At 57.2% G+C, this 17209-nt stretch carries 16 protein-coding genes; 8 read left to right on the forward strand and 8 right to left on the reverse strand.

From position 1 onward, the window contains the following. Positions 1 to 49: 49 nt before the first annotated feature. The 5 genes from prmA to I6N98_RS06085 form a co-directional block, all read right to left on the reverse strand. Complete coding sequence (gene prmA / locus I6N98_RS06065) at positions 50 to 934, reverse strand: 50S ribosomal protein L11 methyltransferase (protein WP_198570898.1); 885 nt, start codon at positions 932 to 934, stop codon at positions 50 to 52. Positions 935 to 1023: 89 nt separating this feature from the next. Beyond that, positions 1024 to 2364 (reverse strand): acetyl-CoA carboxylase biotin carboxylase subunit, encoded by a 1341-nt coding sequence (gene accC / locus I6N98_RS06070; protein ID WP_198570899.1) that lies wholly within the window; start codon positions 2362 to 2364, stop codon positions 1024 to 1026. Between the two features lie 43 nt (positions 2365 to 2407). Beyond that, complete coding sequence (accB, locus tag I6N98_RS06075) at positions 2408 to 2866, reverse strand: acetyl-CoA carboxylase biotin carboxyl carrier protein (protein ID WP_198570900.1); 459 nt, start codon at positions 2864 to 2866, stop codon at positions 2408 to 2410. A gap of 75 nt (positions 2867 to 2941) precedes the next feature. Continuing rightward, positions 2942 to 3382, reverse strand: coding sequence for a type II 3-dehydroquinate dehydratase (gene aroQ / locus I6N98_RS06080; RefSeq protein WP_198570901.1), 441 nt, complete (start codon positions 3380 to 3382; stop codon positions 2942 to 2944). A 203-nt stretch (positions 3383 to 3585) separates the two neighbouring features. After that, positions 3586 to 5382, reverse strand: a complete 1797-nt coding sequence (locus I6N98_RS06085) for a protein-disulfide reductase DsbD family protein (protein ID WP_232787481.1) — start codon at positions 5380 to 5382, stop codon at positions 3586 to 3588. Positions 5383 to 5615: 233 nt separating this feature from the next. Here I6N98_RS06085 and I6N98_RS06090 point away from each other — a divergent pair, with 233 nt between their 5' ends. From I6N98_RS06090 to I6N98_RS06100, 3 genes are all read left to right on the forward strand, one after another. Continuing rightward, entirely contained in the window at positions 5616 to 6182 is a 567-nt protein-coding gene (locus tag I6N98_RS06090; RefSeq protein WP_232787482.1) for a copper chaperone PCu(A)C, read from the forward strand. 72 nt (positions 6183 to 6254) lie between these two features. Further along, a complete protein-coding gene (locus tag I6N98_RS06095; RefSeq protein ID WP_198570902.1) occupies positions 6255 to 7298 on the forward strand; it encodes a DUF2333 family protein in 1044 nt (347 codons plus the stop codon). 15 nt (positions 7299 to 7313) lie between these two features. After that, a complete protein-coding gene (locus tag I6N98_RS06100) occupies positions 7314 to 7910 on the forward strand; it encodes a YajG family lipoprotein (RefSeq protein ID WP_198570903.1) in 597 nt (198 codons plus the stop codon). Positions 7911 to 8009: 99 nt separating this feature from the next. Here the strand turns inward: I6N98_RS06100 and I6N98_RS06105 are convergent, their stop codons facing one another. Further along, positions 8010 to 9026 carry an adenosine kinase gene (locus tag I6N98_RS06105; protein WP_198570904.1) on the reverse strand — a complete coding sequence of 339 codons (1017 nt, stop codon included), beginning with the start codon at positions 9024 to 9026 and terminating at the stop codon, positions 8010 to 8012. A gap of 106 nt (positions 9027 to 9132) precedes the next feature. Here I6N98_RS06105 and mrcB point away from each other — a divergent pair, with 106 nt between their 5' ends. After that, the gene (gene mrcB / locus I6N98_RS06110; RefSeq protein ID WP_198570905.1) at positions 9133 to 11466 is read left to right on the forward strand and encodes a penicillin-binding protein 1B; all 2334 of its coding nucleotides are present in this window, start codon (positions 9133 to 9135) and stop codon (positions 11464 to 11466) included. 38 nt (positions 11467 to 11504) lie between these two features. Here the strand turns inward: mrcB and I6N98_RS06115 are convergent, their stop codons facing one another. Beyond that, positions 11505 to 12011 carry a retropepsin-like aspartic protease family protein gene (locus tag I6N98_RS06115; protein ID WP_198570906.1) on the reverse strand — a complete coding sequence of 169 codons (507 nt, stop codon included), beginning with the start codon at positions 12009 to 12011 and terminating at the stop codon, positions 11505 to 11507. Positions 12012 to 12848: 837 nt separating this feature from the next. On the opposite strand from I6N98_RS06115, the gene galE reads away from it, so the two are divergent. From galE to I6N98_RS06135, 4 genes are all read left to right on the forward strand, one after another. Then, entirely contained in the window at positions 12849 to 13859 is a 1011-nt protein-coding gene (gene galE, locus I6N98_RS06120; RefSeq protein ID WP_198570907.1) for a UDP-glucose 4-epimerase GalE, read from the forward strand. Between the two features lie 385 nt (positions 13860 to 14244). Beyond that, a complete protein-coding gene (locus tag I6N98_RS06125) occupies positions 14245 to 14757 on the forward strand; it encodes an REP-associated tyrosine transposase (RefSeq protein WP_198570908.1) in 513 nt (170 codons plus the stop codon). A gap of 152 nt (positions 14758 to 14909) precedes the next feature. Then, on the forward strand, positions 14910 to 15164 hold the full coding sequence (locus I6N98_RS06130; protein WP_198570909.1) for a type II toxin-antitoxin system Phd/YefM family antitoxin: 255 nt from the start codon (positions 14910 to 14912) through the stop codon (positions 15162 to 15164). Then, positions 15145 to 15420, forward strand: coding sequence for a Txe/YoeB family addiction module toxin (locus I6N98_RS06135; protein WP_198570910.1), 276 nt, complete (start codon positions 15145 to 15147; stop codon positions 15418 to 15420). Before I6N98_RS06130 ends, I6N98_RS06135 begins: the two co-directional genes overlap by 20 nt. 208 nt (positions 15421 to 15628) lie before the next feature. On the opposite strand, the gene I6N98_RS06140 is transcribed toward I6N98_RS06135, so the two are convergent. Continuing rightward, positions 15629 to 17089, reverse strand: coding sequence for an ATP-binding cassette domain-containing protein (locus tag I6N98_RS06140; RefSeq protein ID WP_198570911.1), 1461 nt, complete (start codon positions 17087 to 17089; stop codon positions 15629 to 15631). Positions 17090 to 17209 lie beyond the last annotated feature (120 nt).

Below are 17209 nucleotides of genomic sequence, written 5' to 3' on the forward strand. Positions count from 1 at the left end.
AGTGCTGCGACTAGACCCTCAATGAATAAACCCCGCGCTGAATGCTTCTTCAGCGCTGTCGGGTGGCGTTGATTCTAACCCAATCTTCCCGCTGTTCGACTTCAATATGATCAAACCACTGGCGATAGCAGTTACTGAGTTCGTCGACCTGGCTGTGCAGTATCCCGGACAGGCACAGCGGCGCGCCTGCGGGCAAGTAGCTGGCCAGCTGGGGTGCTAAGGATAGCAGTGGGCCGGCGAGAATATTGGCCACCAGTACGTCCCCGCTCAGGTCAGCGGGAATGTGCTCCGGCAGCAAACAGTCGATACGGCTGTCTTCGATGCCGTTGCGCTGGGCGTTGTCACGGGTGGCTCGCAGGGCCTGGGGGTCGTTGTCTACCGCGATGACCTTGCTGGCGCCCAGCAGCAGGGCGGCAATGCCCAGGATGCCAGAACCACAGCCGTAGTCGATGACCGTCAAGCCATCCAGCGACTGGCCGTCCAACCATTGCAGGCACAGCCAGGTAGTAGGGTGGGTGCCGGTGCCAAAGGCCAGTCCCGGGTCCAGCAACAAATTGACGGCCTGTGGATCAACGGGCTCTCGCCAGCTTGGGCAGATCCACAGCCGCTCACCGCACTGCAGCGGGTGGTAGCTGTCCATCCATTCCCGAATCCAGTCCCGGTCCTCGAGAATTTCACTGCGGTGTGGTGGTAGATCGTCTCCCAGCAGGGCACGCAATTGCGCCAGCAGGGCATCGACATCGGTATCGGCGGCGAACAGCCCCGTCACCCGAGTGTGTTGCCAGATTGGGGTTTCGCCAGGGGGCGGCTCATAGAGGGGCTGGTCGGCGTTGTCTTCCATGGTTACGGCTACCGATCCGCAGCCTTCCAGTGCCGCCTCCAGTGCCGGAGCCGAGCTCGGTTCGGCGTCAAAGCGCAATTGCATCCAGCTCATTCAGATTGGCTCTAAGTCGTGTGTTCCGGAAAACCCTCCGCGCTGTAATGGTGGCAGTGCGGAGGGCCGGGAGAGGAGCAGCTCAAACCTTAGAGTTTGAGCTTCTTCTCCAGGTAGTGGATGCTGATACCGCCCTCGCGGAAGGCGCTGTCCCGGACCAGGTCGCGGTGCAGTTCCTGGTTGGTGCGGATGCCGTCCACAATCAGTTCGTCCAGCGCGTTGCGCATGCGATTGAGGGCAACCTCGCGGTTTTCGCCCCAGGTGATGACCTTGGCGATCATCGAGTCGTAGTTGGGGGGAACGGTGTAGCCGCTGTAGAGGTGGGAGTCCACCCGCACGCCCAAACCGCCCGGCGCGTGATAGTGGCTGACCTTACCAGGGCAGGGCATAAAGGTTTTGGGGTCCTCGGCATTGATCCGGCATTCGAAGGCGTGACCTTCAATCACGATGTCGTCCTGGGTCAGCGACAACTTCTCGCCAGCGGCGACCTTCAATTGCTCTTTGATCAGATCGACCTTGGTCACCATTTCGCTGACCGGGTGCTCCACCTGAATCCGGGTGTTCATCTCAATAAAGAAGAACTGGCCGTTTTCATAGAGGAACTCGAAGGTGCCCGCGCCGCGATAATTAATCTTTTTACAGGCGTTGACGCAGGACATCGCAACTTCGTTGCGAATGTCATCGGGAATGCCCGGAGCCGGGGCTTCTTCCAGCACCTTTTGGTGGCGGCGCTGCAGTGAGCAGTCCCGGTCACCGAGATGGATGGCGTTGCCCTGGCCGTCTGCCAATACCTGGATTTCCACGTGGCGCGGGTTTTCCAGGAACTTCTCGATATACACCGTATCGTCACCAAAGGCGGCCTTGGCTTCAGACTGGGTGATATACACGGCGTTGAGCAGCGCTGCCTCACTGTGAACTACCCGCATACCGCGACCACCGCCACCGGCGGCGGCTTTGATGATTACTGGGTAGCCGATCTTGCGGGCGATTTCCTGGGTACGTTCGGCGTCATCGGTGATCGGGCCATCCGAGCCCGGTACCGTGGGGACACCGGCTTCCTTCATTGCTTTGATGGCGGAGACCTTGTCCCCCATCAAGCGAATAATATCGGCGGTGGGGCCAATAAAGGTAAACCCGCTCTTTTCCACCTGCTCGGCAAAATCGGCGTTTTCCGCGAGGAAACCGTAACCGGGGTGAATGGCCACGGCGTCGGTGACCTCAGCCGCACTGATAATGGCGGGGATATTCAAATAGCTTTGCGGCGATGGCGCTGGGCCAATACACACCGCTTCGTCAGCCAGACGCACATGCATCAGGTCGCGGTCAGCGGCGGAGTGCACCGCCACGGTTTTGATGCCCAACTCTTTGCAGGCGCGCAAAATACGCAATGCAATTTCGCCGCGGTTGGCGATAACGACTTTTTTCAACATGTCGTGTGATTTCCCTGTAACTGTCTCGAATGTGGTGGGCCTATCACACGATGGTGATCATCGCTTGGTCGAATTCCACCGGCTCACCGTCTTCCACCAGAATGGCTTCCACAGTACCGGACTTGTCGGCCTCGATCTGGTTCATCATTTTCATGGCTTCGACAATGCACACCACGTCGCCGGCCTTAACGTGCTGGCCCACTTCCACAAAAGCCGGAGAGCCGGGGGAGGGTGCGCGGTAGAAGGTGCCTACCATGGGCGACTTGATGACGTGGCCGTTAATTGACGGCTCCTTGGCCGCGGGTGCTTCCGCGGGCGCAGCGGCCGGGGCGGGTGCGGGCGCCGCAGCGGGCATTGCCATGGAGGCCTGGGGCGCGGCGACCTGTACACCGCCGCCGTTGCGGCTGATGCGCACAGACTCTTCGCCCTCTTTGATTTCCAGTTCGTCGATGTTGGATTCTTCCAGCAACTCGATCAGTTTCTTAACTTTTCTAATGTCCATCAGTCCGTCTCGTTTTTTATCAAGTTAAAAGTGCGTAGCAAAATCGGTTCGCGGCATCAGTGATTGGCGCTGAGCCTAATCTGGAAGCTGGGCAATCGCCGCCTCCAGGGCCAGTTCGTAACCCTGGGCACCCAGCCCGCAGATCACGCCCTGGGCGATATCGGAAAAATAAGAGTGGTGACGAAAGGCTTCCCGCTGATGCACGTTGGACAGGTGCACTTCAATAAAGGGGATCGCCACGCCCAAAAGGGCATCCCGCAGTGCCACGCTGGTGTGGGTAAAGGCGGCGGGATTAAAAATAATGAAGTTGATGTCTTCGGATCGCGCTAGGTGAATGCGCTCTATCAGCTCGTATTCGGCATTGCTCTGCAGGCTTTGCAGATGGTGCCCGGCCTCGGAGGCCAGGGTTTGCAGTCGGCTGTCGATGTCCGCCAGGGTGGTGTGCCCATAGACTTCGGGTTCGCGGCTGCCCAGCAAGTTGAGGTTGGGGCCATGCAAAACAAGAATTGAAGCCATTTAGGGTGCCAACTCCCCGTTTTTGTGAACAAAAATTAGCATTAACAAACTGTTAGCTAAGGATTGTGCCGCAAATTATTTGGGGAGTCCAACCGATACGATGAATTTTTTAAGATAGCGGCTAGTTGTCCGCACGATTGCAGACGTTCGCTGGGGTTTTAGTGAACAATTGTGTTCGGTGTTAACACTGCCGGGGCGCCTTTTCAGCGCCCTGCAGTGGCGGATTGGGAGGCCAGTAAATCGTGGATCAGTCCCTTGCTCAGCACTTGGGGCAGGATGATGGGTGGGGCGTTCACATCGCTGGGGTAGTAGACATAGAGGGGAATGCCGTTGCGTTGATAATCGGCCAGCAAGTCGGTGATGACGGGATCGTAGCGGGTCCAGTCAGCCACGACATAGGCAACGTTGGCGTCGGCAAAGGCTTGCTGAATGCTGTCTGTGTTCAAAACCAGGGACTCGTTGGCCGCGCAGGTAATGCACCAGTCGGCGGTAACATCCAGGAAAACATTGCGACCCTGCCGCCGCAGATCGTCGATTTGCTGTCGGTCAAAACCGCCGGCGACCGGGGTGGTATCCCGGCTCAGGGTGGCGTTGAGAACCAGCGGTGCCGCGATCAGGCTGACCAGCGCCAGCGCTTTGCCCAGCTTGCGCAGTGGCCACAGCCACAGAGCAAAGCTGATCAACAGCCAGGCCAGTAGCGTGCCGGCCATACCGCTGGCGCCGGTTTGTCGACCCACCACCCAGGCCAGCCAGATCGCCGTGGCGATCAGCGGAAAAGCCAGGAACTGACGCAGGGTCACCATCCACTGACCGGGCTTGGGTAACAGCTTTAACCACCGGGGAAAGAGCGTCAGCAGCAGTACCGGCAAGGCCATACCGGCCCCCAGGCAGGCAAATACCAGCAGCGAGACCAGCGGCGGCTGACTGGCGGCAAAGCCCACCGCCGTACCCATAAAGGGAGCAGTGCAGGGACTGGCCACTACCGTCGCCAATACCCCGGTAAAGAAGCTGCCTTTCAGGCCGGGTTCCTGGCTGAGGTCGCCGCCCAGGTTCATCCACCGGCCGCCTATCTCAAACAGCCCCAGCAGGTTAAGAGATAAGACAAAAAACAAACAGGCCAGGCCGGCGACAAACCATGGCGACTGCAGTTGAAAGCCCCAGCCCACCGCGCGACCCGCTTGTTGAAGGCCAATTAGCAGTGCCGCCACAGCCACAAAGCTGGCTACCACGCCAATGCTGTAGCTCAGGCCGTGATTGACCGGCTTGCCGTGGTGGGCGTTGGCAAAGCTGAGGACTTTTAAGCCCAATACCGGGAACACGCAGGGCATTAAATTGAGAATGGCGCCACCGGCGGCAGCCATTAACAGCACCAGCCACAGTTTGGTGGCCGAGCCCGCGTTATCGTCGGCGACCAATGCCGTCGGAAGAGGGGGCTTGGATGAAGCAGCGGCGGCGGAGCCACCACTGGGCGCTTCACTTAACTCGATAAACTGACCACTGTCGTCGCGCTGAAAATACTGGTCTCGGGGCGGGTAACACAGCCCCGCATCGGCGCAGCCCTGGGAGCGAATATGCAACACTGCGCCCTGATCGGAGGGAAAGCCGGTCACCGCAATCCGAGTACTGTTGTAGTAGACCTCGGTCTTGCCAAAGTAGGGGTCGTCTTTCACCTTGCCGCTGCGGTAGCTGGTGTCGATAGCCAGGGCCTCGCCAGTGGCGGGTTGACTGGCAGTGACATCAAAGCGCTCCCGGTACAGGTAGTAGCCCTCGGCAATGGTCCAGAACAGCTCCAGGGCATCGGGCTGACCGCCGTTTTGTGGCGAAACCGATACCTGATAGGCCTGCTCCACTGGCAGAAAATCCGGTTCGTCGCCACCAAAGGTGCTGAATTGTGCCGAGGGCGGCGCGGTAAAAATATCGTCGCTTGCCGCGTTGCCGGGTTGGGCCATGCCGCTAATGGAAAACAGCAGCAGGCTGAGTAACAGGAAAAATCGGATCATCAATACACTCACTTTGGTCGTAGCGGTATCATACCTGCCAGTTGCGACGGCGACATTGTCTCGGCGCGAAAGTCGGCGTCATTGTGTGCCAATAATTGTATGCCAATATATGCACGACTGCGTGGTCTAACCCACAGAACACTCTGTCTGACGAGTGGCTGCGCTATTTGTTACGACGGCAATCAACAGGGTGGAGCAGTAAAGTGAATGCAGGCGTCACAGGAAAGTCATTGATGAGTGTTGTTATGGTGAAAATGCGGTGCGGTTTAAGATGGTTAGCAGTGGCCGCAGGCCTAGTGGTGGCAGTAGTAGCGGCAATGGCCGCGCAGGCTGAGGCTGCCTCTATTGAGGTGGAAGATGCCTATGTCCGCGGTCTGCCTCCCACTCAGCGCAACACGGCCGCTTTCTTTATACTGAAAAATACCGGTGACCGGGACCTTGAGGTGCTGGCTGCGCCAGCGCCCGATGTGGCAGAGAGGGTAGAAATTCATGCTCATCGCCACCGCAATGGCATGATGTCGATGCAGCAGCAGGCCAGCGTCACCATCCCGGCGGGGCAAAGTGTGGCTTTCGCACCGGGCGAGCTGCACCTAATGTTGATTGAACTCAACCGCCCGCTGCGAGATGGTGATACCGTATCACTGGCACTGCAAACCTCAGGGGGCGAAACTCTGACCTTTAGCGCGCCAGTGATTAGCGTGTTAAAAGAAGGCAAATCTGCTAGCGGCACAGGTCGCGTCAATAGTAATAGCAACCAAAGTAATAGCAACAAAGACAACATGGGCCACGCCCATCATTGACCTGCCCAGTATAAGGGTAGGCAAATACGGTCCGGTTTGGACCCATACCCCGATTAAGGAGAGCTCTACACAATGAAACTCACCGGTTTATCCCCGCGGCTCTGGTTTCGCAACACAGGCGAGTTTGTCCGCGATCGCCTGGGCGATGGCTTGGTATTGAGGATCGCCGGGGTAGCCCTTGTGGCGTATGTCATCTTGTCGATGGTGCTGGGGATTTACTGGAGTTTTGCACCGGACCACCCGCCCCAGCAGTACGACAGTGCCGACGCTAAAAGCTCGGTGGTAGGCTCGGCCACCACCTCGGCACTGATTGATGTCAGTAGCTTGATGCTGGACAAGCCAGGCGGCTTTATCAGCAACGACATTTTCCCCCCGGGTGTGTTTATGGACAACATGCCGGCCTGGGAATACGGCGTGCTGACTCAGGTGCGGGATTTGACTCGGGCCATGCGGGAGAGCTTCAGTCGCTCTCAGTCACAGTCTCAGGAAGATCCCGATCTCTCCAAAGCGGAGCCGCGCTTTAACTTTTCCAACAATAGTTGGGCGATTCCCGCCAGTGAGTCTGAATACCGTCAGGCTATCCGCTACCTGAAGGCCTACCGCAGCCGCCTCAGCGATGTCGATCAGCCCCAGGCGCAGTTTTACGCTCGGGCCGATAACCTTCGCTATTGGCTGGCGGTGGTGGAAAACCGCATGGGCAGTTTGTCCCAGCGCCTCAGTGCCAGTGTCGGTCGGCCGCGCCTCAATACCGACTTAGCCAACGATCCCAATGCCCGGCAGTCCACACCCACTGCCTCAGAGCAAGAGGTAAAAACCTCCTGGTGGAAGATCGACGATGTCTTTTTTGAGGCTCGTGGCAGTGCCTGGGCGCTTATTCACTTTTTGCGGGCGGTGGAGCACGATTTTGCCGATGTCCTTGACAACAAAAACGCATTGGTCAGTTTGCGACAAATAATTCGCGAATTGGAGGGAACCCAACAGGCAATTTATAGCCCAATGATACTTAATGGTGGTGGTTTTGGCTTTTTGGCCAACCACTCGTTAGTCATGGCGTCTTACATCAGCCGGGCAAACGCCGCCATTATTGATTTGCGGGATCTGCTTTCACAGGGTTAGAACCAGGGTTAAAAAATGTACAACAACAAGCTCAAGCTTGGATGGTTTATCGGGGTAATAGTGATTCTGGCGTCCTGCGCCCAGAGTCCACAAAAGGTAGAACTGGCGCCGCGTTTCGAGGTGCCCGACGCGCCCAGAGCCAATGGCCAGCCGGTTCATGTTCGGGTCAGTGATCAGCGCGCCAAAAAAGTCTTGGGTAGCCGTGGCGGCGCCTATCCAGAGACCGCAGTGATCACGCTGGCCAACGATCTTTCCTCCGCGGTGACGCCGGCGGTGAAAGAACACCTGCAAGCGCTGGGTTATAACGTCGACAGCCTGGATGCCAACACCGTCGATCTGCACATCATTTTCGACTCACTGGTTTACCATCATCCTGAGGATGATGGCGTGGGCCACGATATGGACATGGAAGCCGAAGTGCGGGTAGAGGCCAGTCGCAACAACCAGAGCTACAACGGTCGCTACCGGGTGAAACGTCAGCAGAAGTTCTTTAACGCCCCCAGCGATACCCAGAACAGCGAGTTGATCAATGCTCTGGTCGTTGAAGTCTTGGAGAACATGCTGGCCGATCAGAAGTTACAAGAATTCCTCAACGGCGCCAGCCCGGTTTAAATCCGGCATATTGGCGGTGTGGCATTTCGTAGGGTGGACATCGCCTTTTATGTCCACCGCATTGTGGCACCGATGGCGGACATAAAATCGATGTCCGCCCTACGCGGCACTGCCCAAAACGGCGGCTTTGATATCGCTGTGCATTGGGCCGGGTAATCTGGGTCCGTATTGCGACACCACCACACCGGCGGCGTGGCTGGCCAATTCACCTGCTTGACGGTAATCGTGGCCCTGGCTGAGGGCATACAAAAACGCGCCGGCAAACATGTCCCCGGCGCCGTTGGTATCCACCGCTTTCACCGGATGGGCGTCGATGCGGTGAACGGTCTCACCGTCAAACACCAAGGAGCCTTTCGCACCCAGGGTAACGGCAAAGGTGCGGGCCACTTCCATCAAGCTGTCCATGGCTTCCTCAATATCGTCACAACCCGCCCAGCTCAACGCCTCGTCCTCGTTGCAGAACAATATGTCGACGCCGCCCCCCAACATTTCTGCCAGGCCGTCGCGAAAGTGCGCCACAATCCCCGGGTCGGAAAAGCTCAATGCCGTTTTCACCTTGTTTGCCTCGGCGACTTCCCGCCCGCGGATGGCCGCCGCGCGACCACTGTCCGAAGTCACCAGATAACCCTCGATATAAAAAAAGGCGGAGTCTGCCAGGGCATCTTCGTCCAACTCTTTATGAGATAACTCGGCACTGATGCCCAAATGGGTGTTCATGCTGCGCTCGGCATCGGGGCTGATCAGTACCAGGCATTTACCGGTGACGCCGGCGTCCCGGGGGCTGTCAAAGTCGGATGCCACGCCGGCGGCGCGAATATCATTCAGGAATATGCGGCCAAATTCGTCGTCGGCAACTTTGCCCGAGAAATAGCTGTTGGCGCCGAAATACGCCGCCGCCACTACCGAGTTGCAAGCCGATCCCCCACTAGCCTGGCTGGAGTGAACCAGATGGCCCTCCAACTGGTCCAACAGCTGCTGTTGACGGGCTTCGTCCACCAGGGTCATCAAACCTTTGTCCACCTCCATGGCCGCCAGTTCGTCGTCGTTGACTTGAATTTCTGTGTCGACCAGGGCCGCACCGATGCCGTAAACGTGATATTTTTTCGCTTTGCTCATTTATGACTGCCATTACCCAATACATTTAGCGTTTTATTATCCCGCTACCTAGCGGTTTTGCAATGCAAGTGGCCAATAGCCACCAAATCGCGATACTGAGAGTTACATGCCCAAGCGATCCCCATCAAAAAAACCGGCCAAGAAAAAAACCAGCAAACGTCAGTCCCGTGGTTTTCGAATTCCCCGCCCCAGCCTGGGGCTACTGGTTAAGCTCGCTATCGTCGGTGTGGTCTTGTTTACCATGCTGGCGGTTTACTGCGATGCCCAGGTGAGGGGCGCCTTTGATGCCCAGCGCTACGATCAGCCGGCCAAAGTATATGCTCGTCCACTGGTGCTGGCCTCTGGCGCGATACTGACTTCCTACGAGCTGGAAGAGGCGCTGCAGCAACTGGGCTATCAGCCCCGGCGCCTGCTCAATGCCCCCGGCAGCTACAATCGCAGTGGCGACCAGTTCACCATTTTTCTGCGTCCCTTCCACTTTGCCGATGGCCTGCGCCCCGCCAAAAAGATCGAGGTGAGCATGGGCCCCACAACGGTGGCTGCGGTGCGCAACGAGTTGGGGCAGCGTATTCCCGAAGCGCAGCTCGATCCCATGGTAATTGGTGGGGTCTACCCCGACCGCCACGAAGACCGGCTGATGCTGACCCTGGAAGAGACGCCGCGCATGCTGATCGAGACCCTGCTGCAGGTGGAGGACCAGCGCTTCTACAGCCACTTTGGGGTGTCTCCCCGTGATATTGCCCGGGCCTTTATCGCCAATATCAAGGCCGGTCGCACGGTTCAGGGGGGCAGCACCCTGACTCAACAACTGGTCAAAAATACCCTGCTGACTAACGAACGCAGCTTGTGGCGCAAAGCCAAAGAAGCCGTAATGGCACTACTGACCGAGGTTCACTACAGCAAAGATCATATCCTTCAGGCCTACATTAATGAGGTTTACCTGGGGCAGGAGGGCAACCGCGCCATCCACGGCTTTGGTCTGGCGGCCCGGCATTACTTCAACCGCCCCATCCACGAGCTGGATTTGGCGCAAGTTGCCATGCTGGTGGGCATGGTAAAAGGCCCCTCCTATTACGACCCCTGGCGCCACCCGGAGCGGGCTGAGAATCGCCGCAACGTGGTGCTCAATCTGATGGCGCAAGAAGGCTGGTTAAACAGCGAACAGCTGGCAGCCTGGCAAAAGGAACCATTGCGTTTGGCGAAGAGCTCGGCCTTGGAAGGGGTTTATCCCGCCTACGTTGACCTGGTGCGGCGCCAGTTAAGTCGGGACTACGCCCGGCAGGATCTACAAAGCAAAGGCTTACGGATATTCACGCCCTTTGATCCGCTATTACAGCGGCGGGCCGAAAAAGCCATGAAACGGGCATTGGCGACGCTGTCAGACCGGGATGGCCACAAAGAGCTGCAGGTGGCCATGGTGGTCACCCGGGTGAATAGCGGTGACGTGGTGGCGGTGATCGGCGGGCGCGAGCCGCGCTATGCCGGTTTCAACCGGGCGCTGGATGCCCTGCGACCCATCGGTTCATTGGCCAAGCCCGCAGTTTATCTTACTGCCTTATCCCGGCCCCGGGACTACACCCTGATGACGCCCTTGCGGGATGAATCCATATCGGTGCCGGCCAGTGATGGCAGTCTGTGGCGGCCGCAAAACTACGATCGCAAAACCCACGGCATGGTGCCCCTGCACACGGCATTATCCAAGTCTTACAACCTGGCTACTGCCAACCTGGGCCTCGATCTGGGTTTGAGTGATGTCATGGATACCTTCCGTCGCCTGGGCATACACCGGCCGCTGCTGGAAGTGCCGTCGATGTTGCTGGGGGCTGCTGAGCTTGCGCCCATAGAGGTGAGCGCCATGTATCAGACTATCGCCGCTGATGGTCGCTATACACCGCTGCGCACAATTTACGCCGTGTCGGATAGCAAGGGCGAACCGCTGGCCCGTTATCCTCAGCAGCCCAAGCAGGTTATTGAAGAGGCGCCGGTGCACCTATTGAAGTACGCCATGCTGGAAACCGTGCGGGAAGGCACCGGAAAAAGTGTTTACAACATGTTGCCCAAGGACTATCGGGTCGCCGGCAAAACCGGCACCAGTAACGATACCCGGGATTCCTGGTTTGCCGGTTTTGCCGGTGACTATCTGGCAGTAGTTTGGATGGGGCGGGACGACAATGCCTCCACCGGCCTCACTGGTGCCAGCGGCGCCCTGCGGGTATGGCGGCAATTTATGGCCGAGGCGAGCACTGAACAGATGCCCTTTACCCAGGCCCGCAATGTGGAATATCACTGGGTCAATGGTGAGGACGGTGGCCTGACCCAGTCCTGGTGTACCAATGCCCGTTATATGCCCTTTATTGTGGGCAGCGCGCCGCGCCACAACAGCGGTTGCGCACCGGATGGAGAAAAAGCCTGGAACTGGTTCAAGCGAATATTTGATTAGCCATATGTTGGGTTTCATTCTTCAACCCAACCGACGAATTAATTGTACTGTCGTACCCGCAGCTCATTATTGCGATGCGTGACCTCCAGCTCCCGAAGAAACGACATCCCCAACAGCACTTCGTCAATTCCCGGCATATCGGGGTTGATGGAGGCGGGCACGTTCTCCAGTTCAATATTACCCAGCCTCACCCGGTCCAGGAGTGTATAGCGCACCTCTATTGGCCCCCCGGCGGTTTGTGCCACACCTTTGCCCTCGCCCCGCAGTCCCAAATCCCTGGCTACCGTCGCCGGAATCGACACCAGTGTCGCGCCGGTGTCCACCATAAAGCGCACCGGCTGGCCGTTGATCTCGCCGTTAGCAATGTAATGACCGCCCCGGGAGCTATTCAGCAGCACTTCTTTATAAGTGCCGGTCTCACTGCTCTCGACTCGGCGGCGCTGATCCAGATAATCAGAGAACGCCCACAGCAATACCGCCACAAGACCGACCCAGAACAGAATCAGCATGGTACGGCCGTATTGGGAAGTGTCAGCGTCGGTCATGTAGGGCAAAATCCTGAGGTAGTCACTTTGATGGTAGGGTGGACAGCGCTTTCCTGTCCACCACGATTACCCAGTGTACGTGCGCGCGGAGCAGTTGGTGCAGATACGCGGTGGACATAAACGTCAATGTACGCCCTACGAGATTCGACGCATCACCCTGCGTACGGCGGACATCGCTTTTATGTCCGCCATTTCCACCATGGCCGCGGCGTACATAAACGGCGATGTACGCCCTACGGGATTCGATGCATCACCCCGCGTGCGGCGGACATCGCATTTCATGTCCGCCATTGCCGCCATGGTTTCGGCGTACATAAACGGCGATGTACGCCCTACGGGATTCGATGCACCACCCCGCGTACGGCGGACACCGCATTTGTGTCCGCCATTCCCACCGTGGTTACGGCGTACATACACGGCGATGTACGCCCTAAGGGGTTCGATGCATCACCCCGCGTGCGGCGGACATCGCATTTCATGTCCGCCATTGCCACCGTGGCTGCGGCGTACATACACGGCGATGTACGCCCTACGAGATTCGACGCACCACCCTGCGTGCGGCGGACATCGCTTTTCATGTCCGCCATTCCCACCATGGCTGCGGCGTACATACACGGCGATGTACGCCCTACGGATTCAATGCACCACCCTGCGTACGGCGGACACCGCTTTCGTGTCCGCCATTGCCACCGTGGCTGCGGCGTACATAAACGGCGATGTACGCCCTACGGGTGCGGATGAACCCACGATATGCGGTACACTGTAGGGCGGACATCGCTTTATATGTCCGCCTATTCACCGCCAACACCAATCCAACGCCAAGGACGCACTCACCCAATGATCCTAGTCACAGGCGGCGCCGGCTACATCGGCAGCCACACCGTAGTCGAACTGCTGCAACAGAACCAAGACGTTATCGTCCTCGATAACCTCGTCAACAGCAGCATCACCGTACTAGACCGCATCGAGACGATCACCGGTAAACGCCCCCAGTTTTACCAGGGCGATGTGCGCGACAAAGCATTGCTTCTGGACATTTTTGCCAACCACAAGGTTGCCGCCGTCATTCACTTTGCCGGCCTGAAAGCGGTGGGGGAGAGCGTTGAGCAACCGCTGCGCTACTACGAAAACAACGTTAACGGCACACTGGTATTGTGTGACGCCATGGCCGAAGCCGGCGTAAAGAACCTGGTCTTCAGCTCCTCGGCCACTGTGTACGGACCCGACGCCCCCGTCCCCTATGAAGAGTCCATGCCCCTGGGCCAGCCCTCCAGCCCCTACGGCGCATCGAAAGCCATGATTGAACGCGTGCTGATGGACCTCTGCGTTGCCGAAGACAACTGGTCGGTGGTGGCACTGCGCTACTTCAATCCCATCGGTGCACACCCCTCCGGGCACATCGGTGAGGATCCCAAAGGTATCCCCAATAATCTAATGCCCTTTATCAGCCGTGTGGCGGTGGGCAAGCTCCCCGAACTGTCCATCTTCGGCAACGATTACGACACCGATGATGGCACCTGTGTGCGAGATTATCTGCATGTGGTGGATTTGGCCGATGGCCACTGCCGCGCGTTGGCTTTACTCGACAAATCGGGGTTTCAACCCGTCAATTTGGGTACCGGCAACGGGGTGTCGGTGTTAGAGATGGTGACCAGCTTTCAAGAAGTGACCGGCCAAGCCGTGCCCTACAAATTTGCGCCCCGTCGCAGTGGCGACCTGCCGGCGTTCTGGGCCAATGCCGACTTGGCAGAATCTCTAATGGGGTGGAGCGCCGACGGCGATCTTAAACGGATGATGGCCGACACCTGGCGCTGGCAAAGCCAAAACCCCGATGGGTACGATGAATAAGGTTCACGGACTGGCGGGATTTCCCGCCGCATTTGTGTTCCCGTGGTTGCGGGTTCGATGCAATACCATGCGTACGGCGGACACCGCTTTTGTGTCCGCCATTGCCACCGTGGTTGCGGCGTACATAAAAGTCGATGTACGCCCTACGGTTGGGGTTCGATGCAATACCATGCGTACGGCGGACATCGGTTTTATGTCCGCATTCTCACCGTGGTTGCGGCGTACATACACGACGATGTACGCCCTACGGTTGGGGGTTCGATACAATACCATGCGTAGGGCGGACATCGCTTTTATGTCCGCCATCCCCCCAAAACCAAAATTGGACATAACCACCTAAACGCACCACACTCCTCGGTAAAACCGCAAGGCTCAAGGACGAACCATGCCCAACTACCGCCGCTCTCGCGTTCCCGGCGCGTGCTATTTTTTTACTGTGACACTTGCCGACCGGGACCAAACTCTGCTTATCGACCACATCGATCTATTACGTGCATCGGTACGTCGCGTAAAATCCCGACGCCCTTTTATAATCAATGCTTGGGTGACCCTGCCCGATCACCTCCACTGCATATGGACCCTGCCGGAGGGCGATGACGACTTCCCCAACCGCTGGAAAGCCATAAAGGGCAGCTTCTCCAAGCAACTCCCCAACATCGAAACGCGCTCAACGACGCAACACCGCCGGCGCGAGCGAGGTATCTGGCAGCGACGGTATTGGGAACACCAAATCAGGAACGACGAGGATTATTGGCGGCATATGGATTACGTCCATTGGAACCCGGTCAAACACGGTTGGGTAAACCGTGCGACGGAGTGGCCGTATTCATCCTTTCACCGGGCGGTGAAGGAGGGGATATACCCACCCAATTGGGGTGACGACACCACCAACACGTAGGGCGGACACCGCTTTCGTGTCCGCCATCTCCACCGTGGTTGCGGCGTGCATAAACGGCGGTGGACCCCTAACGGGGCTTAAAATCAACTTGCACAAGTTTTTGTACAAGTTATACTTGTCCCATATATTGTACAAGTAAAGGCCAGTATACAATGAAGGTCATAAGCTTTTCGGATGCCCGAAACAAACTCAAAAGCGTGTTGGATCAGGTGGTTAACGACGCTGACTACACTATTATCAGTCGTCGGGGTGGCGAGGACGCGGTTGTGATGTCTTTAGACCAATTCAATGGTCTCATGGAAACCGTGCACCTACTGAAAAGCCCCGCAAACGCGGCACACCTATCAAAATCCATACAGCAATATCGCGCAGGCAAAACAAAGCAGCATGGAATCAGCGAAGATTGAAATTCTCTCATGGACGAGAGAGGCCTGGTCGGACTACCTCTACTGGCAATCGCAAGATAAGAAAACGCTAAAGCGCATCAACAAGCTGATACGAGATACCCAGCGTTCACCGTTTGAGGGGATAGGCAAGCCAGAGCCCCTGAAAGAAAGCTTGACCGGTTTTTGGTCAAGACGAATCGACGATACCCACCGTTTGGTATACGCGGTAGATAGCGATCAAGTCACAATCATTGCATGCCGATACCACTACACGTAGGGCGGACACCGCATTTGTGTCCGCCATTCCCACCATGGCTGCGGCGTACATCGCTTTTCATGTCCGTCATTCCCACCATGGTTAAGGCGTACATAAACGACGATGTACGCCCTACGGATTCGATGCATCACCTTGCGTACGGCGGACATCGCCTTTCATGTCCGCCACCCCCGCCTTAATTGCGGCGGACAAAAAATCGTTGTCCGCCCTACGATTCGGTAATTTCCGCGGTGTATCCGCCATCGGGGTGGGGCACCAAGCTCAACCACTGGTTAATACACTCGGGGATTTCATCACTGCGATGGCTAACAAACAAAATCCGCGTTTGGCCGTGGGCGGCAATCTGATCCACTGCCCCCAACAACCGCGCTTTTTGCTCTTCATCCAAACCAATGCACGGTTCATCCAAAATCAACACCCGCGGCGATTTCACCATGGCCCGGGCCAATAAAATCATCCGTTGCTGACCAAAGGACAGGCGGTCAAATCGCTCCTCCCGCTGGGCCAACATATCGAAGGCGTCTAACCACGCCATCAATTTCTGGCGTTCGCCCTCGCCATAATTACTGTACAAACCAATCGAATCGAACAAGCCCGAAGCCAATACATCAATCACTTTGGTGCGCTTAAGGTGAGTTAACTGCGTGCTGGTGTTTAGCAGGCCAAACTGTGCTTTTACCTCCCACACGCTTTCACCGCTGCCTCGCAAGGTCCCAAACAACTCAACATGCTGACTGTAGGCCTTGTCATTCTCGCCGCACAGCAAATTGAGGAGGGTGGACTTACCCGCACCATTGGGGCCGTTAATGCAGCAATGCTGATGGGGCATCAATGTCCAGTTAATGTCTTGCAAGACCTGGCGGCCACGAAAGTTCACGCTGACATTCGCCAGCTTGATCAGCGCTTTGTCCGCCGGCCATGCCGGGGCATCGTCAATGGGTAAAGGTTTGCTGAAATGCGCCCGGGGCCGATCGATGACGCGGGCCTCGGTGGCGCTACCAAGCTCGGTTATAACACTGTCTTTCAGCTGCAACACCCGCTCAATGCCATCGGGGATGTCAGCGGCATTCTTGCTGAGAATCAACAGGGGAGTAGGGGAATGGATCAGCTCATCCAGCAAATCCCGCATCTCTTGCTGGGCGTTTTTATCCAAACCTTCCAAGGGGTTATCCAATACCAAAGCCGCAGGCTTGGCCATCAAGGACCGAGCCAACAAGGTTTTACGGCTCTCGCCGGTGGAGATAAAGCGAATGCCCTGGTCGAGAATATGGCTAATACCCAAACGCTGACACAGGGAATCAAAGTCCCCGTCAGCCTCTCGGCCTTGCAGAATAATATCCCGGACTGCCGTGCCTTTATCAAAGGCGTCTTCCCGGGTCTCGCTGTCGTCAAAGCGACGATCCCGCTCCATCAACTCCCGGTGAAGATCAAACGACACGTGGGCAATGTCGCCGGGGCCAATACCATCGCCGAAGGTGATGGTCCCCCGGTTGGGGCGCACCTTGTCCGTCATTAACAACGCCAGGGTGGTTTTGCCGCAGCCGTTGCCGCCGAGAATGGCAATATGCTCGCCAGCCGGCCAGGACCAAGTGAAGTTGTCGAGCACCGGATCAAGTTGGTAGGCAAAACGCACATTATCGAAATGCACGATGGGAGAGGAATGGTTCATATCATGGTGGGTTCATATCGCGGGGCGAACATCGCGATTGTGTTCGCCTTATGGGGTCTAAATCGGTGGACAAAAAAAATCGTTGTCCACCCTACGTTTACATCGGCGTACGGCGGACAT

Source organism: Spongiibacter nanhainus, from assembly GCF_016132545.1.
In the GTDB taxonomy this organism is placed as follows: Bacteria; Pseudomonadota; Gammaproteobacteria; order Pseudomonadales; family Spongiibacteraceae; genus Spongiibacter; species Spongiibacter nanhainus.

Excerpts from the sequence above, each read along its gene's own strand:
- prmA (WP_198570898.1), bottom strand. The coding sequence starts at position 934 with ATGAGCTGGATGCAATTGCGCTTTGACGCCGAACCGAGCTCGGCTCCG.
- accC (WP_198570899.1), bottom strand. The coding sequence starts at position 2,364 with ATGTTGAAAAAAGTCGTTATCGCCAACCGCGGCGAAATTGCATTGCGT.
- accB (WP_198570900.1), bottom strand. The coding sequence starts at position 2,866 with ATGGACATTAGAAAAGTTAAGAAACTGATCGAGTTGCTGGAAGAATCC.
- aroQ (WP_198570901.1), bottom strand. The coding sequence starts at position 3,382 with ATGGCTTCAATTCTTGTTTTGCATGGCCCCAACCTCAACTTGCTGGGC.
- I6N98_RS06085 (WP_232787481.1), bottom strand. The coding sequence starts at position 5,382 with ATGATCCGATTTTTCCTGTTACTCAGCCTGCTGCTGTTTTCCATTAGC.
- I6N98_RS06090 (WP_232787482.1), top strand. The coding sequence starts at position 5,616 with ATGAGTGTTGTTATGGTGAAAATGCGGTGCGGTTTAAGATGGTTAGCA.
- I6N98_RS06095 (WP_198570902.1), top strand. The coding sequence starts at position 6,255 with ATGAAACTCACCGGTTTATCCCCGCGGCTCTGGTTTCGCAACACAGGC.
- I6N98_RS06100 (WP_198570903.1), top strand. The coding sequence starts at position 7,314 with ATGTACAACAACAAGCTCAAGCTTGGATGGTTTATCGGGGTAATAGTG.
- I6N98_RS06105 (WP_198570904.1), bottom strand. The coding sequence starts at position 9,026 with ATGAGCAAAGCGAAAAAATATCACGTTTACGGCATCGGTGCGGCCCTG.
- mrcB (WP_198570905.1), top strand. The coding sequence starts at position 9,133 with ATGCCCAAGCGATCCCCATCAAAAAAACCGGCCAAGAAAAAAACCAGC.
- I6N98_RS06115 (WP_198570906.1), bottom strand. The coding sequence starts at position 12,011 with ATGACCGACGCTGACACTTCCCAATACGGCCGTACCATGCTGATTCTG.
- galE (WP_198570907.1), top strand. The coding sequence starts at position 12,849 with ATGATCCTAGTCACAGGCGGCGCCGGCTACATCGGCAGCCACACCGTA.
- I6N98_RS06125 (WP_198570908.1), top strand. The coding sequence starts at position 14,245 with ATGCCCAACTACCGCCGCTCTCGCGTTCCCGGCGCGTGCTATTTTTTT.
- I6N98_RS06130 (WP_198570909.1), top strand. The coding sequence starts at position 14,910 with ATGAAGGTCATAAGCTTTTCGGATGCCCGAAACAAACTCAAAAGCGTG.
- I6N98_RS06135 (WP_198570910.1), top strand. The coding sequence starts at position 15,145 with ATGGAATCAGCGAAGATTGAAATTCTCTCATGGACGAGAGAGGCCTGG.
- I6N98_RS06140 (WP_198570911.1), bottom strand. The coding sequence starts at position 17,089 with ATGAACCATTCCTCTCCCATCGTGCATTTCGATAATGTGCGTTTTGCC.